Here is a 24,977-nt window from a genome sequence, read left to right as displayed (position 1 = left end):
AAAGGGAGGCAGCATTTCATGAAAGCCAGCCAAAAAAAAGCGGCAAGCCTGTTGATGATCGGAACCCTTCTTGTAGCCGCCGGCTGTAGCGACAGATTGGAGTCCGATCGCTCCAGCAGCCCTGACGAATCGCCGGAGAAAGCGATCGCGCCCATGACGATCACTTTCGCATCAGGCGATAACAACCCGCTGTGGGATGACATGCAAAGCGAGGTCGGCAAGTTCATTACGGAAAAAACCGGCATCTCGATCAAAGCGCAATTCCCGGGCAATAACACGGACACGGATATGTTCGCGCTGATGGTGGCCAGCAACGAATATCCGGACATGGTTTCGGCCAAAGTCAGCGTGGGCAAGCTGAAGGACGCCGGCGCATTGATCGATTTGACGCCGCTCATTGATGCGCACGCGCCGAACATCAAGAAGCTCTATGGCGAATACATGAAACGGTTGCGCTGGAGCAATGACGACCATGGCATTTATGTCCTGCCGACAGCACCGGTCAACCAAACCTACTTCAAGGCAGGAAGCGGCTTCGAGCTTCAGCACGCCGTGCTGAAGGAGCTTGGCTATCCGCAGATCAAGACGGTGAAGGATTTCGAGCATGCGCTCAAAACCTATTATAACAAGCACAAGACCACGGCCGACGGTCAACCGATCATTCCTTTGTCCCTGAACGGAGGGGAATGGCAGTTTTTGATCAGCGTCACCAACCCGGCTGTCGCAGCGACTGGCGCGTCGGATGATGGCGAATTTTATATCGATCCGGATACGTATGAGGCAAAATTGCATTACCTGCGTCCGGAAGAGAAGGAATACTTCCGATGGCTGAACCATATGCACGACATCGGCTTGCTGGACCCCGAGAGCTTCGTTCAGAAGGTTGGCCAGTACAGGGCGAAGATTGCAAGCGGCCGCGTTCTGGGACTCATCGATGCGGATTGGGACTTCGCCGGTGAAGTAGCTGCATTGAAGAAGGAAGGCAAGATTGATCAAACCTACGCCCACTTCCCGGTTACCCTTAATGAATCCTTTAAGCGACATGACTTCCAGAGCACCGGTTACTTGGCGGGTATCGGCATCTCGATCACGAAGAGCGCCAAAGACCCGGTTCGCGTCATCCAATTTCTCGATTATCTGGCGTCCGATGAAGGGCAAATACTGATCAACTGGGGAATCGAAGGCAAGCATTACAAGGTGGAGAACGGGAAACGCGTCATTCCGGAAGACATTTCGAAGATGAAAGTTAAGGACAACTGGAACTTTAGGAAAACGACCGGCGTCGATATGTATCGATTCGGACCGAGCTACGGAGATGGCGTGAAGGACCCGACGGGCAATTATTACACGCCTGTCTTCCCGGAACAAATCGAGAAGGAATACACGCAAGCGGACAGGGAGACATTGGCTGCTTACAAGGTCAAAAGTTACAAGGATCTGTGGCCGTCCGAGAAACAATTCCCGGTCAAACCATGGGGATCGGCATGGACCATCAACATGGAGACCGGCTCTGAAGCGAATGTCATCTTTCAACAGTGTCAAGCCATTGTGAAGAAGCGCATCACCCAAGCCATTCTGTCAAAGCCGGAACAATTCGACGCTATATGGGATGACTTCATGAAGGAGCTGGAGAAAGCAGGCGTCGAGAAGCTAAACGAAGCGTATACCAAGCTGGTGAAAGACCGCGTGAAACTTTGGAATGAATAAATTCTTCCTATCATGCTATTGTGGATACCTCCAACCGAGATGGGTTGGGGGTATTTTTCTGTTTGAAAGCATTTCTTTTGATATGATTTTAGGTCTACTCTATAGGGTGCAAGGGAATGGTCTCTACCGTTTATGATAAGTACAAATCAGAGAGGGTAAGCTATCACATGTAAAGAGGAAGCTTACGAAGCTAGGAGGAGCACAAATGAAACCGCTAACAGAAGGTACCCTGGAAGCAGGGTCGACGCTCAAAAGGAACCGGTTCTGGTTCAAAGCGTACCAGCAGCGCTACTTGTACATGATGTCGCTTCCATTCGTGATATGGATTTTTATTTTCAGTTATGTGCCTATATGGGGCTGGATTACCGCTTTTCAAAATTACAAACCGAAAGATTCCATTTTCGATCAGAAATGGGTCGGGTTTGATAATTTTATCGAACTATTCCAAGATGAACGATTTTATATTGTTTTGCGAAATACGCTGGCCATGAGTACGATGGGACTCCTTGTAGGCTTCACGGTTCCGGTTATATTCGCCTTATTGTTAAATGAGATGAGAGGTCAGTTTTTCAAACGGTCGGTTCAAACGATCTCGTATTTGCCTCACTTTGTTTCATGGGTTGTCGTAGCCGGACTCGTCTATAAGATGCTTTCGACAGACGGCGGAGCGGTGAACCAATTGCTCATGTGGCTTAACATTATCGACCAGCCTATTCAGTTTATGGCTAAAGGCAATTTGTTCTGGGGAATTGTAACCGCTTCGGATTTATGGAAGGAAATGGGCTGGAGCTCGATTATTTTCCTGGCAGCGATGGCGGGCATCGATCCCGAGCTTTACGAAGCGTCAACGGTTGACGGCGCAGGCAGATTCCGCAAGATGTGGCATATCACGCTGCCAGGTATTCGTACAACCTTCATGGTCCTTTTCATCTTGTCGATTGGCCACTTAATCAGTATTGGATTCGAGAAGCAGTTCTTGCTTGGCAACCCTCTGGTGGCAGATTATTCAGAGGTATTCGATCTGTATGCGCTCAAGTACGGGATTCAAATGAGCCGATATTCGTACGGTACGGCAATCGGTATCGTTAATTCCGTAGTCAGCATCCTACTCGTGTTTATCGCGAACGGAATATACAAGAGAGTCACCAAAGAAACTGTCATATAGGAGGCGCGACCTATGCAAGGAGTTGCTCAAAAAAGTATTGGCGATAAAGTATTTGACCTCTTCATCTATGTATTCATGGCGATGGTAGCCATTGTAACTTTATATCCATTTTTAAATGTACTGGCGATTTCGTTTAACGATTCGGTGGATACCGTACGAGGCGGTCTGACGATTTACCCGCGAGAGTTTACCTTGAGAAACTATGAAACGATTTTCGGCTTTGAGGGCTTGATAACCGGCTTTAAAAACTCCGTCATTCGGACGGTAGTCGGCACGGCAATCGGGGTTGTGGCAGCGTCCATGATGGCTTACACGTTAAGCCGTCCTGATTTTCAGGGCAGAAGATGGATGTCGGTAATGTTCGCGCTCACGATGTATTTCTCAGGCGGACTCATTCCGGGTTTCCTGTTGATGAAACACTTAGGCTTGATCGGTACCTTTTCCGTTTACATCATCCCTGCACTGCTCAGCGTGTGGAACGTGTTCGTGATCCGCTCGTATATCGACGGACTTCCGTATGCGCTTCAAGAATCAGCGAAAATTGACGGCGCGAATGATTGGACGATATTTTGGAGAATTATTCTTCCGCTTTGTCAACCCGTATTGGCGACAGTCGCCTTGTTCATTGCGGTCGGACACTGGAATTCCTGGTTTGATACGTACTTGTTCAATAACAGGAGTCCGGAAAATACGACGCTGCAGTACGAACTGATGAAGGTGCTGTTATCTACGCAGACGGGCAGCGATTACCGCGACCCGAACGCACAGCAAGCGATGGCGGCGGTATCGCCCGAATCCATTAAGATGGCGATTACGATCGTCGTCACCGTACCCATCTTGCTCGTATATCCATTCCTTCAAAAGTATTTCGTCAAAGGAATGACGCTTGGCGCAGTAAAAAGCTAATTTTGGTTATAGCAGGTTCCTGTTATATACATGCAAATCATGCACATGAAAAAAGGGGAGGCTTGAACGAAATGAAAAGAAAGATGCAACTGGCTCTTAGCTTGATGTTGGCGCTCGTATTCGTATTCGTCACGGCATGCGGCAATTCGAATAATGAAGGCGGTAACAACACTGCGACGCCAGAAACAAATGCAACAAATGCAACAAATGCAACAAATGAGCCGGCAGCTGAGCCCATTACGATTCGCATGGCAACCGGTAACAACCCGAACTGGGATGACATGCAATCCGATATCGGCAAATTTATTAAAGAAAAAACAGGCATTACAATTAAACCGGAATTCCCTGTCGGCGGTTCCAGCGATGACGCGTTCGCACTTATGATAGCAAGCGATGAGTATCCGGATCTGGTTGTTCCGGGTAGCAGCACAAACAAAATGGTTGATGCAGGCGCTATGATCGACCTTCGTCCTTTGATCGAAGAGCATGCTCCTAACATTAAAAAGGTTTACGGCGAATATTATAACCGTCTTCGTTGGAGCAAGGATGATGACGGGATTTATACGCTTTCGCTGACCGGCGTTGATCATACGTACTTTGATTCAGGCAGCGGTTTCCAATTGCAACACCAAGTGCTTAAAGCAGCCGGCTACCCGAAAATCAAAACCGTTCAAGATTATGAAGCGGCAATCAAAGCCTATATGGAGAAAAACCCGAAAACGGCAGACGGCCAACCGAATATCGGTTTGTCTCTTAACGGCGGGGAATGGCAAATTCTGATTTCAGTAACAAACCCGGCGTTCCTTGCAACCGGCGCTCCGGACGATGGCGAGTTCTTCATTAACCAAGATACTTATGAAGCAATCATGCACTACCAGCGTCCTGAAGAAAGAGAATACTTCCGTTGGCTGAACCATATGAACGATATCGGCTTGCTTGACCCGGAAAGCTTCGTTCAAAAATACGATCAATACAAAGCAAAAATCGCTTCCGGCCGCGTTCTGGGTCTTATCGACCAACAATGGGATTACGGCCAAGCCGAGAGCGCTTTGAAAGCGGAAGGCAAATTCGCTTCGACATACGCTCGTTTCCCTGTAACCTTGAACGAAACTTACCAGGATCATACCTTCGCAAGTACTGGTTACCTTCCAGCCCTCGGAATCGGTATTACGAAAGATGCTCAAGATCCGGTTCGTTTGATCAAATTCCTGGACTACCTTGCTTCCGATGAGGGCCAAGTGCTTTTAAACTGGGGTATTGAAGGCAAGCATTACAATGTGGTAGACGGCAAACGCGTCATTCCTGCCGATGTGCAAGAGCAGAAAACAAACGATAACAACACATTTGTGAAAACAACGGGTATCGGCAACTACAACCTATCCGCCCGTTACGGCGACGGCGTGAAGGATCCGTCCGGAAACTACTACACGACGACATTCCCTGAGCAGATCCAAACCGCTTACTCGGAAGAAGACAAAAAGACGCTGGCGGCTTACGGCGCAACGACTTACAAAGATCTGTGGCCTTCCGATGATGCGTTTCCTGAACGCAAATACGGCGCGGCATGGACGCTTCAGTTCGAGACGGGCTCCAAGGAGAACGTTATTTTCCAGAAAACGCAGGATATTATGAAGAAACGCATACCGGAAGCGATTTTGGCGAAGCCGGAAGATTTCGATAAGATCTATGATCAGTTCCTGAAGGACCTGGAAGACGCAGGCGTTGCGAAAATGAATGAAGAATTTACCAAGATGGTTAAGGCCCGCGTTGAGCTTTGGTCGAAATAAGAGCAAGGCGGATCAGCTCCCATTGAAGTGTTTGTTTATGAGAAAGGATTGCCTTTGACTGGTTTACTGGTCTTGGGCAATCCTTTTTTTACTGGCAAGGTTCGCCGGGAATGTCTATTTTATGCTAGTAAAAAGACCAAAAAATCGAGGTTTGCATGTCATTTTTGAACTAGAATGCTAGAAGAATGAGTAACTAGGAGAGTGAGAAAATGACAATCGAAAAGAATGACCTTTATTGGGATTTCAATGCGCCTCTCGAGGACCGTGTGAACGACTTGATTGCCCAACTGACACTGGATGAGAAAATTGAGCTTATGCCGCAGTACCAGATCGCAATAGAGCGTCTGGGCATACAGGCGTACAAGCATGGCACGGAGGCGGCACACGGCATGGCTTGGCTCGGGGAAGCGACCAGTTATCCTCAGCCGATCGGTCTCGCTTGTACATGGGATAGCGAGTTACTAAAGAGAATCGGCAGCGCGATGGGGGACGAAGCTCGCGGCTTTTACAAGCAGAATCCGAATTTTAACGGCTTGACGCTGTGGGCGCCAACGGTTGATTTGGAGCGGGACCCTCGGTGGGGGCGGACGGAAGAAGCGTATGGCGAGGATCCGGTTCTGGCCGGCAAACTAGCCGCTGCACTCACGCAAGGCATTCAGGGGGATCATCCTTTTTACTTGAAAGCCGTTGCAACGCTGAAGCATTTTATTGGTAACAATAATGAGGCAGGAAGAGGCGATACATCTGTCAGCCTCGATCCACGCAACCTGCGCGAATATTACCTGAAGGTATTCGAGATCACGTTCAAAGAAGGCGGAGCCCAGTCGATGATGACGGCCTACAATGCGGTCAACGGCGTGCCGGCCAATCTCAGCGAGCTCGTGATAGACATCGTTAAGGGCGAATGGGGAATGAACGGCTTTGTCGTGAGCGATGCTTTCGACGTAACAGGCACGATGCGGGATCATCGCTACGTAGAGACGCTGAAGGAAGCGGTGGCCCGGTCGATCCGGGAAGGCGGAATCGACAGTATTACGGACGATGCAGCAGTAGTGACGGAGGCGATCCGCGAAGCGTTAAAGGACGGGCTATTGACAGAAAATGACTTGGATACCGCTCTGCGGAACACGTTTCGCGTTCGTTTTCGGCTCGGGGAGTTCGACCCGTCGGAACGTAATCCCTATGCCGCGATCGACGAGTCGGCGATCCTCCATCCAGAGCACGCTAAGCTCGCGAGGGAGGCTTCGCAAAAAGCTGTCGTGCTGCTCAAGAACGACGGGAAGACGCTGCCGTTGCAGGCAGACAAACTGAGCAAGGTTGCCGTCATCGGCCCGTTTGCCGATGTTGTTTATCAAGACTGGTATAGCGGGTCATTGCCATATGCGGTTACCCCGCTGCAGGGAATCCGCGAGAGGCTGGCAGCGGAGGGGAATGACGCCGTAACGTCATACACCGCCGGCACCGATCGCGTGCGCATTAAGGCTAAATCTAGCGGACGGTATGTCCGGCTCGGCGAAGATTCAAAGTCGTCTCTCGCTGCTTGCGCGGAGAGGCCCGAAGAAGGCGACATTTTTGAAATATCGGACTGGGGCTGGGGCAGCCATACATTAATTGCACTGCGCAATAGCCTCTTCGTGACAACGGACGACAAGAATTTGCAAGCGTCGGCTCATCGGATTTGGGAATGGTTTACGAAGGAAGTATTCCAGATACGACCTGTAGACCAGGACGGTTCGCTAGTTACCGTCTCGACCTGGAACGGAACACCTGTAACGGTTGATGATGAGACAGGTGTACTGCTCGTAGGTGACGGTCAAGAGGTAGAGATGTCGAACGATATTAACGTCGGAGGAGCAGCGGAGGTGGGCAGTTCGGTTGTTGGAACGCAAGCCGACACGTTCGAGATTGAATGCGTGTCGAGCGGCTTGGACGCCGCTGTCGCATCGGCTCGCGGAGCCGACGCGGCAATCGTGTTTGTCGGGAATCATCCACTGATCAACGGCAAGGAGACGATGGATCGGCCCGACATCACGCTGGCGGAATCGCAGGAAAAGCTGGCGCTTGCTGTAATAGAGGAGAACCCGAACACGATTATAGTGGTCGTCGGCAGCTACCCGTTCGCCTTGAACGCTTTACAGGAGAAGGCGAAAGCGATTATCTACACGTCCCATGCGGGTCAGGAACTCGGCCGTGCTGTTGCGGCCGTGCTGTTCGGCGATGTTAATCCCGCAGGTCGATTGAACATGACGTGGTACAAGTCCGTTGATCAGCTTCCGCCATTCATGGACTACGACATCATCCGTGGCTGCAGAACGTATCAATATTTCGAAGGCGAACCGCTGTATCCGTTCGGACACGGCCTTTCGTACAGCGACTTCCGTTACGAGGCCTTGCAGTTGTCGCCGAACAGCGCTGCAGCAGGGACAGACACGGCAGTCCAGGTTTCCTGCCGTGTGACGAACATAAGCGATTGCGAGGGTGAAGAGGTCGTACAGCTTTATCTTCGTGCAGACAAATCCCGGGTCAAGCGCCCGCGCCTTCAGCTAGCGGACTTCAAACGTATCGCCTTGGCTCCGGGAGAGTCTGCGGAGGTGACGTTCCAACTGAAGCTCGAATCGCTGACCATCTGGGATGTTACGCGCGACCGATTCTGCCTAGAAAGCGGAACGTACTCGGTCATGCTCGGCGCTTCCTCCGCCGATTTGCGGCTTGAAGGCTGCCTTACAGTCGTCGGGGAGACAATTCCGCCGCGTGACCTTACGAAGGGGACTCGGGCCGCAAACTACGATGCGTATCAAGGCATTCATCTAGGTGAATGCCTTGAAGGCGGAAGCGCAGTAATCGTAAATGGCAATAAGGGCTGGCTTGCATTCCATGATGCGGAACTCGGTGCACGGATCTCCGCGATCGAGCTGCGGGCCACCGCTACTGAGGATGCCGAGGTTGAATTTCGCTTGGATGGACTGGATGGTCCGATTGCGGGTAAGTGCAAGATTCCAGCTGGCGGGGAACGTGACTGGCGGAGCCTCACTTGCGGGCTGACAGGCGTCTCCGGCAGGCGCGACGTGTACGTAATCTTGGATGGTCCCGTCTCTCTCTCTTGGTTCCGGATGTTGGCCGACAAAGCATAAATAAATTCCGCTATACTTTTGCAGATGCATGTAAACGAGATATTCCAGTTAAGTTAATAAGGGTGCTCCGGATATTTATTTGACATATACCGGGGCGCCTCATTTCTTTGTAATGAGCAACACCCGGCGAAAAAAGTCTATACTATGCTAATCGATGGCTAGATAATAAAGGTGGGTTCTAACTGATCTCGAATATAATCAAAACACAACGAACTGAAAGCGCTTACTAAGCGATTATGAGAAGCGTTCTGTTGAAGCGAATTAGGAGGTGATTAGCGAGATATTATTCTTTTCCAACTATATTCAGAGAAGAGGGAGCTATTTGATGTTCAAATTTACGTTCAAATCTTTCAAGTTATTCATGATCGCATTGGTTTTTATGTTTACAACCGTTTTTGCAAGCCTGGGTTCCGCAGTATCGGCGGCTACTATGACATGGGATTTCACGCCATATAACGCCGCTCAAATGACTTCGGCTATGGGTGCAGGATGGAATCTAGGAAACGCATTAGATGCTAATATTAATGGTGTTCCTAGCGAAACAGCATGGGGTAATCCAGTTATCACAAAAGCGTTAATTCAAAAGGTAAAAGCAGCAGGGTTTAAATCCATTCGGATCCCGGTTACGTATATGAAAAAAATCGGTTCTGCTCCGAATTACGCCATTGATGCTGCGTATCTGGCCAGAGTGAAAGAAGTTGTCGATTATGCTTACAGCGAGGGCCTGTTTGTCATTCTCAATATTCACCATGATGGCGCTCACTCTACTACCCCCAATACCCCGTCAGATAATTGGTTGTTGCCGAATGCAAGCGATCAAAATACGATTCGAGACAAATTTAAAAAGGTTTGGCAGCAAATTGCCCAGACATTCGTCGATTATAACGAGCATTTGATCTTCGAATCGATGAACGAAGTATTCGATGGGGTGACATATGGCGGGGTACAGCCTGACCTCACGATCTATTCAAACATTAATACATTGAATCAAATCTTTGTGGACACCGTGAGACTGACCGGCGGAAACAATGCGGCAAGATGGCTGTTGATTCCAGGATGGAATACGAACATTGATTACACGGCAGGCAACAATGGTTATACTGGCTTTGCGCTTCCGACAGACTATAACAGATCAAGTACAGTTCCTAGCTCCGAAAAGAGAATCATGATTTCCGTCCATTATTACGATCCTTACACCTTCTGCCTAGTAGAAAACGGAGGCGCTACCCAATGGGGAGCAACAGCCGACCCTGCCAAAAAAGACTCCGGGGGACAGGAAGCCCACTTGGAGTCGCAATTCAAATCCATGTACGATAAGTTCGTTAAACAAGGTTATGCTGTAGTCGTCGGAGAATACGGTGCAATCGATAAGTCGGCTTATGACTCGTCCAACAATACCTATCGTGCCATTTGGACAAAAGCAGTCGTCTCAACAGCGAAGAAGTATAGCTTAGTTCCTGTATGGTGGGATAATGGATCCAATTTTAGTTTGATTAACAGACACAACCTTACAATAACACAGCAAGGAATCATCGATGCCATTATGAGCGGAATAGGTAATTATTATAGGATCGTCAACCGCCATAGCGGCAAGGCTCTGGATGTAAATGGCTACTCAACTGCCGATGGCGCTGCTGTAAATCAGTATGCGTATACTGGCGGCTACAATCAGCAATGGGAATTGCTTCATGTCGGACTTAACAATTATCAACTCATCAATCGTAATAGCGGCAAGGTGCTGGAAATCGGGGGTTGGTCTTCTTCTGACGGAGCTGCAGCTCAACAATGGGCACATTCTGGTCTTGGCGGCTATAATCAACAGTGGCAGATGATTGATGTAGGCGGTGGTTATTTCGAATTTAAAAATGTTGCAAGCGGCAAGTATCTGGAAGTATTCGGTTGGTCTACTAATGATAGCGCAACAGTTGGTCAATGGTCATTAGGCAATCCGTATAACTTTAATCAGCAATGGCAGTTGGTTCCGATTCATTAAATAAAACCTAAGGAAACGCAAAACAACGGAATACTTGTTATCTTTCAGCTATCAGCGAGGCTCACTGCCCTCTATAACGAGTCCAACCACCTTCAAGCTTAAGCTTTGCAGGTGGTTTCTTTTTTGTCAGCCTAGTGGAATTTACTAGAATGCGTACGACAAAATGGCAAAGTAACGGTGATTATGAGGCAAGCGGGAGCCGGCGAGGCTCATCTGGCGAAGGCTTGCTTAATACGGAAATTGCCAAAGGTCCCTACGAACCAACCTTTTGACCAGCATACTCAGAAAGGTTTGCCTTTGACTGGTTTACTGGTCTTGGGCAATCCTTTTTTTGCTGATTAGAGCCTGACATACAAATGGCCAAATCATGCTATTCGATGACCTGAAAATCAAGGTGCAAGCTTATGCCTTGTTTTATAATCCGAATGGATGGGTTTGGGTACTATCAAACTTTAGAGTGATTAGGAGTTGTAACATGGAGACGACGTGCAGCACCGCGACGTATAGCAATCCGGTCATACCAGGCTTTTATCCCGACCCGAGCATCTGCCGTGTCGGAGATGATTATTATTTGGTGACAAGCACTTTTGCTTATTTTCCTGGCGTTCCTATATTTCATAGCAAGGATCTTGTCAATTGGCGCCAGATCGGACATTGTCTCACGACCGAGCAGCAATTGCCGCTGGCCAACGCCTGGTTATCGGGAGGGATTTACGCCCCGACGATCCGCTATCACGATGGCTGGTTCTATATGGTTACGACGAATGTGAGCGGGGTCGGCAACTTCTATGTTCGCAGCCAACAGCCGGAAGGTCCTTGGTCCGAGATGATACCTGTCGCGCAGGGTGGCATCGATCCCTCTCTTTTATTCGATGAAGATGGCAGCGTATACTTTCAATCCACTTATTCCGGCAATGAAGGCTACGGCATATATCAATGCGAGATTGACATAGCGACCGGGACAATGCTGACAGTAAGTCGTCTGATCTGGAGGGGAACGGGCGGAGCGCATGCGGAAGCGCCTCATCTTTACAAGATCAACGGACTTTATTATTTGATGATTGCCGAAGGCGGGACGGAATACGGTCATATGGCGACGATAGCGAGAAGCGAAGCTCCATATGGACCTTACGAACCATGCCCCCATAATCCGATTCTTTCTCACCGAAGCCGGAAGAGCAGCATACAGGCAACCGGGCATGCAGATTTGGTACAAGCGCATGACGGCAGCTGGTGGGCGGTTTTCTTGGGTGTCAGACCTGTCTCCTATCCCTACCGGCATCATTTGGGCAGAGAGACGTTTCTGGCGCCCGTGTCATGGACGCCCGACGGCTGGCCAATCATCGGTAATGGGGGAAGCGTCGAGAGCGTCATGGACGCTCCGCGGTTGACGGAGGTCCGGTGGCAGACGCACTCAACCCGAGATGATTTTGATGATGCAACCTTAGGCTTCGATTGGGTGTTCCTACGGAATCCGAATCCGTTATGCTGGTCGCTCAGCGAATCGCCGGGGAATCTTGTATTGCGCGGAAACGAGGCGTCTCTAGACGATGTCGGCGCTCCCGCCTTTGTAGGCCGTCGGCTGCGTCACTGGTCAAGCCACATTGCCACCTTGCTGAATTTCGAACCGCAGCAAGATGGCGAGGAAGCCGGACTTACCGTGTTTATGAACGAAAACTATCATTACGATCTGGCCGTAACGCGCAAAGAAGGGCGGAAAGTGATCGTATTCCGGCGAACGGTAGGATCTTTGAGATCGGAGAGCATGCTGGAATGCTTAAAGGGGCCTGTCGTTCTTCAGATTGAGGCGCAGCCGGAATGGTTTCACTTCAAGCTTCAGCAGCATCCATCCGATGTTCTTGAAGTGGGATCCGGAGAATCGCATCTGCTCTCAACAGAGGTAGCGGGCGGATTTACGGGCATCATCATTGCGATGTACGCGGTCTGCGAAACGGGGCAAGGTTCACCGGCAAGCTTTGATTGGTTCGAATATGAGCCGTTTCAACCATGATGCACAGTTCGGGGCTGCGAATAACGGCATCTGCGCTCCAGGCTATGACATCATGGCCAGATCTGCCGGCAAGCAGTGATGAATTGGCAGTATAAACCTACTGTTTGCGATAAGTGAGAGAGGGTTGGTATAGATGAAAATGGGTGTCGACTATTATCCGGAGCATTGGGAGCGCTCGATGTGGGAGCAGGATGCACGACTGATGCAGGAGACGGGAGTAAGCCTGATTCGTGTGGCCGAATTCGCATGGTCGCGTCTAGAGCCGGAGGAGGGGCGATATGAGTTCGGCTGGCTTGATGATGCCATCCATATCTTCTATAAGTACGGGATCCAGATCGTTATTGGCACGCCGTCCTGCACGCCTCCTAATTGGCTTGTGGAGCGTTGTCCGGATGTGCTTCCGAGGGACGCAATGCGGAACCCGAGATACCCAGGCATTCGCGGGCATCGTTGTTACAACAGTCCATCGATGCGTTTATATGCAGCTCGGATCGTGGAAAAGCTGGCTGCTCATTATGCCTCTCACCCGGCAGTGATCGGTTGGCAGATCGATAATGAGTTTAGCCTCAACGAGTGCCATTGCGAGAATTGCAACAACCGGTTTCGCGAATGGCTGTCGAAGAAGTACGTAACTTTGGAAGCCTTGAACCAGGACTGGGGTACGGTTGTCTGGAGCGGTGAATATAGCGCCTGGGAGCAAATCACAACGCCGCTTGGCGGAACAACATTCAGGAATCCGTCTTTTTTACTAGACTGGAAGCGGTTCGAAACCGATTCCGTCGTGGAATTTCAACAATTGCAATTAAGGATTCTGCGAAGCTATTGTCCGGACCATTTTGTCACGCATAATATTTGGAGCTATCCGATGTCTCTCGATTATTACAAGCTTTGCGAGGAATTGGATTTTGCTTCCCTCGATTATTACCCCGGCACGAGCCCTGAGAAATCGGTTTCGGGCGGATACAACGGCGCGTTAACGCTCGATTTAACCCGGGGTATCAAGAGACAAAATTTCTGGATCATGGAAACGATAAGCGGCCCTCCCGGATGCTGGTTTCCGATGTGGCGGACCCCGCAGCCCGGATTCATTCGGGCCTTCGCTTGGCAATGCATTGCGCGGGGCGCCGATACGCTCGTTCATTTCCGGTGGCGAAGCGCTCCGTTTGGCGCCGAACAATTTTGGCACGGATTAATCGACCATAGCAATGTACCCGGCAGACGATTCGAGGAGTACCGGAGGCTATGCGATGAAGTGAACCGGCTTTCTCTTGTCTTGGCGGGATCAGAGGTCATTGGCGAGGCTGCCGTTCTGCATTCACATGATATATACAATGCGTTCGAGATTCAACCTCAAGCAGAAGGAATGAATTATTTCGACAATCTGAAGCTATACCATCGGGCTTTGACCAAATCGGGCCTATTGACGGATGTTGTGAATACAACGGACGATCTGGACAAGTATCGCCTTATTGTTGCGCCGTCGCTCTATTTATTGGATGAACAATTGGCAGAAAAGCTGAAGAATTGCGTGAAGAACGGAGCCACCTTAATAGTGACGAACCGTACCGGCGTAAAAAATAGGAGCAACGTATGTTGGATTCATCCGCTGCCAGCTCATCTAGCCGAGGCTGCAGGCGCAACCGTAGCGGAGTACGATCCCGTCGGCTATGACGTTCATACGATCCGCATGTTGGACGGGAAGACGTATTCGTGCAGTCAATGGTGCGATATTCTAGAACCTGCGGGCGCTGAGACGGTTGCTTGGTATGCGGACGATTTCTATGCAGGCACGCCGGCTGTAACCGTTCATTCCTACGGGAAGGGGAAGGTATACTATTTAGGTATCGTTGCCGAGGAGAATTTCTATCTGGATTTATTCGACAAAGCTGCCGAAGAGGCCGGTCTAACTCGAGTTACCGGGTTACCGGAGGGCGTACAAATTTCGATTCGCCGGAAGGGAAACTCCAATTATTTGTTCCTGTTAAATCTGACGCCAAAGCAGCAAACGGTCCAGCTGAATGATACGTATCGGAGTCTTCTGCATGAGAGGAGCGTCGGTCCTGATGTAATCTTGGGACCATATGCGGTTGAAATCGTCGAGTTCGTTGAAGCATTGGGAGGAATACCCCTTGTTGCGACTGTTTAGAACGAATCAACAACGATTGGATGTTCTATATAGGGATATGCGGAAGGTAAAGAAGTCTTATTCGAATTTTCAAATGGGGAAGGAAGGAGATCGCCAGGTGGAGGATATACATGATTTTTAACATGATAATTAGTTGTATTTTCTGGGTACCCGTCGGATATCGTTTTCAATAAGATTAATATCAACGCTAATGACAGCGTTTGCAATATGATTAAATAAAAGGAGGACAATAAGGGGCATGAAACAAAGGAAAAAATGGCTGTCTGTGCTGACGGCCGCCGCATTGACGGCAAGCATGGGCTCTTCGTTGACGACGATCCCCGGCAAGGCATTCGCAGCGGATTCGACCGGAAGCGCAGCAGCGGCTGTACAATCGGACATCGTGCCGTTGAAATCGCAAGCCTATGACTGGGGCAGGGTGAAGATCGTCGGAGGCGGATTCATTCCGGGCATTATTTACAACCCGAAGGAGAAGGATCTCATCTATGCCCGCACGGACATGGGGGGCGCGTATCGCTGGGACCCGGCGACGAAGACGTGGATTCAGCTGTTGGAATGGCTGAGCTTGGAAGACTGGAACCTATCGGGCGTAGAGAGTATCGCTACCGACCCTGTCGATCCGAATCGCGTCTATATTGCTGCCGGCACCTACTCGAACGAATGGGTGCAGTCGAACGGTTACATTCTCCGTTCGCAGGATCGCGGGCAAACGTGGGAGAAGACGGAAATGCCGTTCAAATTCGGCGGCAACATGCCCGGCCGTTCCATGGGCGAACGTCTGGCTGTCGACCCGAACGATAACCGGATCCTCTACTTGGGAGCCCGCAACGGGAACGGATTGTGGAAGAGCGAGGACTACGGAGCGACATGGCATAAGGTGAGCAGCTTCACTGCAGTCGGCGACGTGAAGGATGACTACGGCGGCAATGTCGGCCCCGTATGGGTCACCTTCGATCCTTCGACGGGCTCTGCGGGCCATGAGACGCAGACGATTTATGTCGGCTTGGCGGATACGCAGACGAGCATTTACAAGTCGGTCGACGGCGGGGCTACTTGGGAACCGGTAGCGGGCCAGCCGAAGCAGGGCTTCCTGCCCCACCACGGGACGCTGGGTTCCAACGGTATGCTGTACGTATCGTATAACTCGACGATCGGACCGTACCTCGGCGGCAATGGCTCGGTATGGAAGCTGGATACGAAGACGGGCGAGTGGACGGACATCAGCCCGGAAGGAGCCGGCAATACGAGCAGTCCGTACGGCGGTCTTGCCGTCGACGCTCAGCATCCGGATACGCTCATGGTCGCCACGATGAACAAATGGTGGCCGGAGGAATCGATATACCGCAGTACGGACGGCGGGAAAACATGGAATTCGTTGTGGCAGTTCAGCACGTATCCGAAGCGGGACAACCGGTACACGATCGATTATTCGATCTCGCCATGGCTCGACTGGGGCGTTCAACGCGATCCGGAGACCGATCCGGAGACCTCGCCGAAGCTGGGCTGGATGATCGGCGACCTGGAGATCGATCCGTTCAACTCCGACCGGATCATGTACGGTACCGGGGCGACGCTGTTCGGCTCCGAGAACGTGACCAATCTCGACAAGGGCGAGAAAATCGGGATCTCCGTCATGGCGGACGGGATTGAAGAGACCGCGATTCTCGGCTTGATTAGCCCACCATCCGGGGCGCCGTTGATCAGCGCGATGGGCGATATTGGCGGGTTCCGTCACGAAGACCTGAATACGGCGCCGCGCATGATCAGGAATCCTTATATCGGAACCAGCACCGATCTGGATTACGCGGAGACGAATCCGAATTTGATCGTGCGGGTCGGCCATGCATCGAACCAAGATGCGCGGATGGGCATATCGACGGACAACGGCGTTACTTGGACGCCGGCGGCCAATGCCTGGCAGGCGGAGAATGGCGACAACACGAGCGGAGGATGGGTCGCGGTCGGCGCGAACGGCCATACGATCGTATGGTCTCCGCATCCGGATGGCAGCGCCGTCCGGCCGGTGAGCTTCTCTACCGACCTTGGCAAGACGTGGACGGCCTCGAGGGGCATCCCGCAAGGCGCGAGCGTCTCTTCGGACCGCGTCAATCCGGACAAATTCTACGGTTTCCTTGACGGGAAGTTCTATGTCAGCACGGATGGCGGCGCCAACTTCACGGCTTCGGCGGCTTCCGGACTGCCGAATAATCTGAATGGCAAGTTCAAGGCTGCTCCTGCGGCCGAAGGCGATATTTGGCTTGCCAGCGAGGAAGGACTATTCCGTTCGACGGATTCGGGAGCGAGTTTCGGGAAGATAGGCCGCGTCGACGAGGCGGTATCCGTCGGTTTCGGCAAAGAAGCGCCGGGCCAAACGTATAAAACGATCTATGCCGGTTTGAGAATAAACGGCGGCAAGTTCGGGTTCTACCGATCGGAGGATGAAGGGGCGAGCTGGATCCGTATTAACGACGAACAGCATCAATTCGCGAATGCACGAGGAACGATTACGGGCGATGGGCAAGTGTACGGCCGGGTCTATATCGGAACGAACGGTATGGGCATCGTGCGCGGCGATATTAAAGAGGGTGCGACGGTGCAGACGCCTATGCAGTCCTATGTCAACGCGATGCAGCCGGGATATAATTTGGGTAATTCCCTGGATGCGAGAGGCGCAGATGAAACGTCTTGGGGCAATCCGGTTGTCACCCAAGCGTTTATTGAACAAATTGCCGATCAGGGCTTCAAAAGCATCCGGATTCCCGTGACCTGGTATCCGCACACGGGAGCTGCGCCATCCTACACGGTTGACCCGGCGTGGATGAGCCGGGTACGGCAAATTGTCGACTGGTCGCTCGAAGCCGGCCTGCACGTCATGATCAATATGCACCACGATTCGGTGGAATGGGTCAACACGATGGACGCGAACCATGACCAGGTCGTAGCCGAATACACGGCGGTCTGGAAGCAAATCGCCAACACGTTCAAGGATTATTCCAACAAGCTGATGTTCGAGAGCATCAACGAGCCTTATTTCGGAACCAACCTTGACGACACAACAGAATTATCGCTGCTCCATGAATTGAATACGACCTTCTTCAACATTGTAAGAGCGTCCGGCGGCAATAATGGGGTTCGTCCGCTTGTACTTCCGACGCTGGTGACCAATGACAGCCAAGAATATGTGGATTCGCTTGCAGCCACGATAGAAACATTGAACGACTCGAATATAATCGCTACTGTTCATTATTACGGCTTGTGGCATTTCTCTGTAAACATTGCAGGCTATACAACGTTTAATGACGAAGTGAAAAACAGTATCGATACAATGGTTAACAATGTCAATACGTTAGTATCAAAGGGCATTCCCGTTGTCATAGGCGAATACGGAATACTCGGCTACGGTAAGGGAGAGGAAACCGTCGAGCGCGGAGAGATGCTCAAGTATTTCGAACACTTCCTCCATGCTACGCAGTCGAAGAGCATTGCGACGATGATGTGGGATTACGGCCCGTACGTTAACCGGACAACATTCGAGTGGAGTGACCCGGAGCTATATCATATTATTATGCATAGCTTGACCGGCCGTACTTCGACGACGTCTTTCGATCGGATCTTCATCAAGAGCGGGGAGACGGTCAGCGACCAATCGGTCACCTTGAACCTGAACGGCAACAGCTTTGTCTCGCTGAAGAATGGCGATCAAACGCTCGTACCCGGCACAGACTATACGGTGGACGGGGACGTATTAACGCTCAAAGCAAGCTATCTTTCAAGTCTCGCTACAGGCGCATTAGGCGAGAAAGCGGTATTGTCGGCCCATTTCAGCGCGGGTCCTGCGTGGAAGTTGTACGTTCATTATTATGATACAGCGACGTTGTCCAGCGTTTCCGGGACGATAACCTCCCAAGGCTTCGATATTCCTACAGCCTTCAATGGCGATCGAATCGCTACGATGGAGGCTAAATACGCTGATGGCGGCAATGCCGGTCCGCATAATTGGACATCGTACAAGGAAATTTATGATGCCTACAATCCTGACTACGCCAATGGAAGAATCAGGCTTACGCCAAACTTTTTCCAGAATACGAATGACGGCGTTGTGAAACTGACGTTCCACTTCTGGAGCGGCAAGGTAGTCACATACACAATTACCAAAGTCGGCACAACCGTTACTGGCAGAGGAACCGGTAATTCGGCTCCATCCGCCTCGATCACCTCGTATGAGGATGGCCAGGCGATCAATCTGAATAGTCCGCAGCTTAACTGGACGTTCCATGACGCCGACGATGCGGATGTTCAAGCTGCTTATCAGGTTCAAGCCTCCAGCAACGGTTGGGAGACGGTTGATGTGGACAGCGGCGAACTGGCGGGCGCATCCGGTTCATACACTTTAAATGGATTGGCGGACGGAAATTGGTCGATCAGGGTTCGCTTGAAGGACAATAGGGGCTCCTGGTCGGAGTGGGCGTATAGAAGCTTGGTCATTGATACGGCTGCTCCTACCCTGAAAGTTGTGCTGGATAAGGAAACCTTGTGGCCGGCCAACAATAAGCTGGTTAAAGTAACGGCAACTGTTGAAACGGATGTTGAGCTGTCTAGAGTGGAATTGCTGTCCATTACGCCGAGCGCAGCCGTCGACAGCTATGAATCTATGGTACAAGAAGCCGAAATCGGCACTTTCGATACGGAATTCTTGCTGCTCGCCAAAAAAGCCAAGGGTAAAGAGCCGCTAGTTTATACGATTACTTATAGAGCGACCGATCAAGCAGGGAATGTTACGGAAGCATCTGGCACCGTAACGGTTCCTCATGATCAATCGGGAAAGAACTAAGCTAGTTCACTTAAGGAGGAGTCATAATGGGTAACGTGAGCATTCGATTCGACCGGTTTCCGGGAGGGCTTGGCAAGGCGGTCGCGTTTAGTTTTGACGATGGCCGCGAGCAAGACAGGAGGCTGGTGGAGGCTTTTAACCGATATGGCCTCAAAGGAACGTTCCATCTGAATTCCGGCAATTTCGGCCAGGAAGGATATATCAGTGCCGAAGAAGCGGCGGACTTATATCGCGGCCACGAGATTTCGGCCCATACCGTCACGCATCCATTCCTGGAGCAGTCTCCGGATGACCAGATCGCGGAGGAGCTGATCGCGGACCGCCGTAATCTGGAGGCGATTGCGGGATACCCTGTTCGCGGCATGAGTTATCCGTTCGGCACCTACAACGACCGCGTTGTGCACGCGCTGCCGGTGCTCGGTATCGAATATGCCCGCACCGTCCAGAGCCACGGCGGCTTCCACATGCCGGATGATTCGCTGAGATGGCATCCGACCTGCCACCATAAAGACATGGTCGAGAAGGCGGAACAGCTGCTGTCGTCCAAGCAGTGGTTCAGCCGGATGGAGCTATTGTTTATCTGGGGCCACAGCTACGAATTCGATCATGATGACAACTGGGACCTGGTAGACAAGGTGGGCGAGCTGCTCGACGGCGAGGAATCGGTCTGGAAAGCGTCGATGACGGACATTGTATCCTATCAGAATGCCCTTAAAGCGCTCCGTTTCTCGGTTGATCGAAGCATGGTGCATAATCCGAATGCCCTTGAGGTTTGGATTAGCGCAGACGGCGAAGCCGTCCGTATTGCGGGAGGCGAAACGAAGAGGCTTCGATAGCAAGTCATAATTACGTTGAAATCCGCTGCCCTCGGCGGCCTTGATCCGGACATCTATCGGACTAAGGCCGTCTTTTTTTCTTGCAATCGAGCGTGAGTCCTAGAGGCTACATCATGCTAATTCATGACCTGAAAATCATGGTTTACCATGTAACCGTGCTCTATAATTTGATGTGAAAGTAAAAGACTATAAGAGCAATCATCGCATGATATGAAGTGCTTGGAGGGAATCCGTTGCTGCGACTATTTAGAACGAATGAAATACGCGACGTGCAAGAGCTGGAAGGCGATTGGGATTTCCAACCAACTAAAGGGAAGGACGGGTTGCCGTCCCGCTACGAATACCGAATGCCCGTACCCGGGTGTTGGGAGATGCATCCGCAGTTCTCAACCTATCGGGGCAAAGCCGTGTACCGGCGAATGGTAGAAATATCGCGGAAAGGCGCAATCCGGCTTGTTTTCAAAGGCGTGAGCCATACAGCCGATGTTTTTTTTGACGGTATCCCGGTAGGACGCCATTATAATGCATACACGCCGTTTGCTCTCGTCATTCCGGATGTCGAACCGGGAACGCATGAAATTGCCGTGATCGTGGACAATTCGTTCGGCGAATCGTCCGCGCTCCATGTTCCGAACGATTATCATACCTACGGGGGCTTAATCCGGCCTTCGGCCATTGAGCTGCTGCAAGAATTGTTCATCGAACGAATCGCGTTCACGCCGATTCGTACGGCCGAAGGCTGGCAGGGGACGATTCGGCTCTATGTTCGGAATATCGGACAACGGGCTTGCCGCGCACGGCTGCAGTTCAATCTGGCGGGCCGGGATATTGACGCAGGCGAGGCGAGCGTGATGCCGGGTGAAACCGTCGAGATATCGAGTACGGAGCCGTTTCCCGGCATTACTCCGTGGTCGGCTGGTGATCCAACGCTTTATCTGCTGAAGGCGAATTTGTATATGGAGGGGCAAGAAGCTCCCGTCGATGATTTGATCGAGCGGGTCGGTTTTCGAACGGTGTCGACGGGGAACGGACGCATCCGGGTAAACGGCGAGGAGATTGTGCTGAAGGGCTTCAATCGGCACGAGGATCATGCGCTGGCAGGAGCCGCCATTCCTTACCCGCTTATGGTGCACGACATCGAATTGATGCTGGACATGGGCGCCAATTCCGTCCGGACCAGCCACTATCCGAACGACGAAAGGTTCCTTGATTTGTGCGATGAGCGGGGCTTGTTCGTATGGGAAGAAAATCATGCGCGCGGTCTTAGTCTGGAGCAAATGAAGCATCCGCTGTTCGCCAAGCAATGCGAGGATTGCAACCGGGAGATGGTGGAGTCTCATTTCAATCATCCGAGCATCATCATCTGGGCGATTCTGAACGAATGCGCAAGCGATACGCCGGAAGGCCGGGAGATGTATCGCGCGCAGCTTGAACAAATCCGGGCGATGGATGCGACTAGACCGCTAAGCTTTGCTTCGCATCACCGCGATCGCGAGCTTTGCTTCGATCTTGCGGATATCGTCTCGTTCAACTTGTATCCGCTCTGGTACGAAGAGGAGGATCCATTAGAGCTTGTCAAGGAGGCGAGGCGGTGGGCGGACGAAGCCGGCGGTCTGGGGAAGCCGATGATCATGAGCGAATTCGGGGCCGACGGCTATTATGGCTATCGCGACCCGAGCCGGGTGAAAGGAACGGAGGAGCGCCATGCCGATATCATCGAGCGCAATCTGGAGGCTTATACGTCCGTCCCTTTCTTATCCGGTATGCTGATCTGGCAATTTTGCGACTGCAAGGTAACGGAAGGGACGGGATGGCTGCTGACCCGCGCCGGAACGCAGAACAGCAAGGGAATCGTCGACCGGTACCGCAGACCCAAGTTGGCTTATGCCGTTGTAAAGAAGTATTATGCAGGGCGCTCTAAACAGGAGTAATTTCTCATCACTTCGTTTAATTTTTGCCTGCTTGGGATTAAGCACGTAGTGCGATCAGCGATACGATCAGATTGCCCTGCGACTGTTCGAACGCTGTGTCATGAGTGTTATAAATCGAAGAAATAGTTTTAAATAATTCATGAATTGATCATGAAATTGGATCCCTATCAAGAGGCGGCTTAGCCTGTGCGTGATAGGGATCCATTCTATTTTTTGAATTTGGAGAAAAGACGAGTAGTTCGGGAATGAAAGAGAACCTTGAGTTCTCCATCATCCTAGTGGCGGCAGGGCTAGGCTGCGGGTGGACGGAAGCCGGGGAGCAGGCAGTCATCGTCAAATACGATGGTAATGAACAAAAAGTATCGGTGCGGGTAGATTAGGGTAACCAAAGCGAATGAATTCAATGGTGTATGATTGCGTAATAAAATAATTACAGACGTAAAGGTATTCGAAGTGCCGACTATACTCACTCTCAAATTGAGGTGTCTGATGTGATTACCCATTTTCGCCTGGATGAAGTGACGGTTACCGCGACTATGACTTTGCTTCCCGAAGAGAACTTGTAAAGAACTATGTTGCATCGTTCGACATCAGCCGTCTGATGCACACGTTTAAGATCAATGCCGGTATTCCGTCTGCCGCGCAGCCCCTGGGTGGTTGGGAAGATCCGCAATGCGGCCTTAGAGGGCACTTTGTCGGACACTTTCTATCCGCCTGCTCGAAATTGGCGTTTGCCGATCGCGATGGATGGTTGAAGTCGAAAGCCGAAGAGATCGTCGATATCATGGCTGCATGCGCACAACCAAACGGATATCTGAGCGCCTTTGAAGAAGAAAAGCTCGATATCCTGGAGCGCGAGGAAAACCGGAATGTATGGGCACCATATTACACCCTTCACAAGATCATGCAGGGCCTGATTGACTGTCACCTTTATCTGCACAATGTAACATCGTTGAACCTTGCTTTAAATTTGGCAACTTACATTCATGGCCGCTTTGAGAAGCTTTCATTCTGGAAAATGGATGGCATTCTCCGTTGTACAAAGGTTAACCCGGTGAATGAGTTCGGCGGGATCGGGGATAGTCTGTATACATTGTACGATATCACAGGCGATACCAGGCTGTTCGAGCTTGGCGGCCTGTTCGACAGGGAGTATTTTATCGGCCATCTGGAAGCCGGTATGGATGTGCTCGAGAATCTGCATGCCAACACGCACCTGCCGATGGTGATCGCTGCGATGCACCGCTTTGCGATCAGCGGGGAGGCGAAATACAAGAAAGCGGCTGTCCGCTTTTATGAGTTTGTAGGGGGAAGGACGTTTGCCAATGGAAACAACAGTTCAAAGGCAACCGAATATATAGCCGGAGGCGTTTCCGAAAAATCGGAGCACTGGGGAAGATATGGGATGCTGGGAGACGCATTGACAGGCGGGGAGAGCGAGAGCTGCTGCGCGCATAATACGGAGCGAATTTTGGAACGGCTTATCGAATGGTCCGGATCGGTTCAGCATCTGAATCATTTGGAAACATTGAAGTATAACGCCGTCTTAAACAGTTCCAGTGCGCAAACCGGGCTGTCGCAATACCATCAGCTTATGGGAAGCGGTGCCGTCAAAAAATTCAGCGACCCGTACGACTCCTTCTGGTGTTGCACAGCTTCCGGAATTGAAGCGATGAGCGAGATTCAAAAGAACATTTGGTTCAAGAACGACGGCGTTATTTTAGTAAACGCGCTCATATCCTCCGCAGTAGATTGGAAGGAACGAAATGTAAGAATAACGCAAGTAAGCGGATTTCCGGACAAGCTCACCTCGACCTTGAAAATTGAAGCAACCGAGCCGGTATCGTTCAAGCTGATGCTGAAAGCGGATGCGGTCAAAGCGGTAACCGTCAATTCCGGCCCGATTACGTTCGAGCAGGCAAACGGGTTTATTGTGATTGAACGTATGTTTCATGATCAGGACAAAATTGATATTGAAATCGATGCGAATATGCATCTGATTCCGCTTCAAGGCGCAGAAGGTATTGCTGCAGTCATGTACGGTCCCGTCCTGCTTGCGCGGATTGGGCCCAATCGTCCTGTGTCTGGCCTCTCTGAGCGCAATCTCAACCATACCATCATCAAGACCGATCGAGATCGGTTGGCGTTTTCCATCCAACATAATTCGGACGATGAAGCGTTAATGATCCCGCTGTTCAGAGTGGAAGAGGAAGAATATACGGTTTATTTGGACTTAATGGAACATGCAGCGGAGGCCCGCCAATTTACTTATGCCATAGACGGCAGTAAGGCCTATAAAGAAGAAGCATGATAAGCTAGGCTTGGACGCGTTTCGGCGTGATTTTGAACAAGTTTAAAAACCATCAAATCGGCATTTTGATAAAACGTGAACTTGAACACTCGTAATGATGATATTAAAGTGATAGGGAAGAGGCTTTCAGTGTTTCCGTTACGACTTGAAAGCATGATTATGCGGCTTCCGACCGGAGGCCTACGCTAAATCGTAAATAGAATTTTGGAATGAGTGCTTTCA

Annotated in this window: 13 protein-coding genes; all 13 read left to right on the top strand. The window is 51.0% G+C overall.

What is annotated here, in order from left to right:
* The first annotated feature begins 18 nt into the window (after positions 1-18).
* The 13 genes from BCM02_RS05170 (at position 19) to BCM02_RS05115 (ending at position 24,755) form a co-directional block, all read left to right on the top strand.
* A complete protein-coding gene (locus BCM02_RS05170; RefSeq protein WP_148928010.1) occupies positions 19-1,707 on the top strand; it encodes an ABC transporter substrate-binding protein in 1,689 nt (562 codons plus the stop codon).
* 205 nt (positions 1,708-1,912) lie between these two features.
* Positions 1,913-2,872: an ABC transporter permease gene (locus BCM02_RS05165; protein WP_148928009.1), complete on the top strand. Its 960-nt coding sequence runs from the start codon at positions 1,913-1,915 to the stop codon at positions 2,870-2,872.
* Between the two features lie 12 nt (positions 2,873-2,884).
* Entirely contained in the window at positions 2,885-3,778 is an 894-nt protein-coding gene (locus BCM02_RS05160) for a carbohydrate ABC transporter permease (RefSeq protein WP_148928008.1), read from the top strand.
* Between the two features lie 71 nt (positions 3,779-3,849).
* Complete coding sequence (locus BCM02_RS05155) at positions 3,850-5,565, top strand: ABC transporter substrate-binding protein (RefSeq protein ID WP_148928007.1); 1,716 nt, start codon at positions 3,850-3,852, stop codon at positions 5,563-5,565.
* Positions 5,566-5,774: 209 nt separating this feature from the next.
* Positions 5,775-8,696, top strand: a complete 2,922-nt coding sequence (locus BCM02_RS05150) for a glycoside hydrolase family 3 protein (RefSeq protein WP_148928006.1) — start codon at positions 5,775-5,777, stop codon at positions 8,694-8,696.
* Positions 8,697-9,021: 325 nt separating this feature from the next.
* Positions 9,022-10,689 carry a cellulase family glycosylhydrolase gene (locus BCM02_RS05145; protein ID WP_148928005.1) on the top strand — a complete coding sequence of 556 codons (1,668 nt, stop codon included), beginning with the start codon at positions 9,022-9,024 and terminating at the stop codon, positions 10,687-10,689.
* A 475-nt stretch (positions 10,690-11,164) separates the two neighbouring features.
* The gene (locus BCM02_RS05140; RefSeq protein ID WP_148928723.1) at positions 11,165-12,700 is read left to right on the top strand and encodes a glycoside hydrolase family 43 protein; all 1,536 of its coding nucleotides are present in this window, start codon (positions 11,165-11,167) and stop codon (positions 12,698-12,700) included.
* Between the two features lie 133 nt (positions 12,701-12,833).
* The gene (locus BCM02_RS05135) at positions 12,834-14,846 is read left to right on the top strand and encodes a beta-galactosidase (RefSeq protein ID WP_148928004.1); all 2,013 of its coding nucleotides are present in this window, start codon (positions 12,834-12,836) and stop codon (positions 14,844-14,846) included.
* Between the two features lie 238 nt (positions 14,847-15,084).
* Positions 15,085-19,677: a cellulase family glycosylhydrolase gene (locus tag BCM02_RS05130; RefSeq protein WP_246183235.1), complete on the top strand. Its 4,593-nt coding sequence runs from the start codon at positions 15,085-15,087 to the stop codon at positions 19,675-19,677.
* Positions 19,678-19,703: 26 nt separating this feature from the next.
* A complete protein-coding gene (locus tag BCM02_RS05125) occupies positions 19,704-20,513 on the top strand; it encodes a polysaccharide deacetylase family protein (protein ID WP_148928003.1) in 810 nt (269 codons plus the stop codon).
* Positions 20,514-20,746: 233 nt separating this feature from the next.
* The gene (locus tag BCM02_RS05120) at positions 20,747-22,444 is read left to right on the top strand and encodes a glycoside hydrolase family 2 protein (RefSeq protein WP_148928002.1); all 1,698 of its coding nucleotides are present in this window, start codon (positions 20,747-20,749) and stop codon (positions 22,442-22,444) included.
* 245 nt (positions 22,445-22,689) lie between these two features.
* Positions 22,690-22,824: a hypothetical protein gene (locus BCM02_RS36275; RefSeq protein ID WP_281288142.1), complete on the top strand. Its 135-nt coding sequence runs from the start codon at positions 22,690-22,692 to the stop codon at positions 22,822-22,824.
* 221 nt (positions 22,825-23,045) lie between these two features.
* Positions 23,046-24,755 (top strand): beta-L-arabinofuranosidase domain-containing protein, encoded by a 1,710-nt coding sequence (locus BCM02_RS05115; protein WP_246183234.1) that lies wholly within the window; start codon positions 23,046-23,048, stop codon positions 24,753-24,755.
* Positions 24,756-24,977 lie beyond the last annotated feature (222 nt).

It is taken from the genome of Paenibacillus methanolicus, assembly GCF_008124765.1.
Classification (GTDB): Bacteria; Bacillota; Bacilli; order Paenibacillales; family Paenibacillaceae; genus Paenibacillus_Z; species Paenibacillus_Z methanolicus.
This window is presented reverse-complemented; position numbering and strand designations above follow the sequence as displayed.

What these genes read in the sequence shown, in the direction of transcription:
- BCM02_RS05170 (WP_148928010.1), top strand. Translation starts at nt 19, where the DNA reads ATGAAAGCCAGCCAAAAAAAAGCGGCAAGCCTGTTGATGATCGGAACC.
- BCM02_RS05165 (WP_148928009.1), top strand. Translation starts at nt 1,913, where the DNA reads ATGAAACCGCTAACAGAAGGTACCCTGGAAGCAGGGTCGACGCTCAAA.
- BCM02_RS05160 (WP_148928008.1), top strand. Translation starts at nt 2,885, where the DNA reads ATGCAAGGAGTTGCTCAAAAAAGTATTGGCGATAAAGTATTTGACCTC.
- BCM02_RS05155 (WP_148928007.1), top strand. Translation starts at nt 3,850, where the DNA reads ATGAAAAGAAAGATGCAACTGGCTCTTAGCTTGATGTTGGCGCTCGTA.
- BCM02_RS05150 (WP_148928006.1), top strand. Translation starts at nt 5,775, where the DNA reads ATGACAATCGAAAAGAATGACCTTTATTGGGATTTCAATGCGCCTCTC.
- BCM02_RS05145 (WP_148928005.1), top strand. Translation starts at nt 9,022, where the DNA reads ATGTTCAAATTTACGTTCAAATCTTTCAAGTTATTCATGATCGCATTG.
- BCM02_RS05140 (WP_148928723.1), top strand. Translation starts at nt 11,165, where the DNA reads ATGGAGACGACGTGCAGCACCGCGACGTATAGCAATCCGGTCATACCA.
- BCM02_RS05135 (WP_148928004.1), top strand. Translation starts at nt 12,834, where the DNA reads ATGAAAATGGGTGTCGACTATTATCCGGAGCATTGGGAGCGCTCGATG.
- BCM02_RS05130 (WP_246183235.1), top strand. Translation starts at nt 15,085, where the DNA reads ATGAAACAAAGGAAAAAATGGCTGTCTGTGCTGACGGCCGCCGCATTG.
- BCM02_RS05125 (WP_148928003.1), top strand. Translation starts at nt 19,704, where the DNA reads ATGGGTAACGTGAGCATTCGATTCGACCGGTTTCCGGGAGGGCTTGGC.
- BCM02_RS36275 (WP_281288142.1), top strand. Translation starts at nt 22,690, where the DNA reads ATGAAAGAGAACCTTGAGTTCTCCATCATCCTAGTGGCGGCAGGGCTA.
- BCM02_RS05115 (WP_246183234.1), top strand. Translation starts at nt 23,046, where the DNA reads ATGCACACGTTTAAGATCAATGCCGGTATTCCGTCTGCCGCGCAGCCC.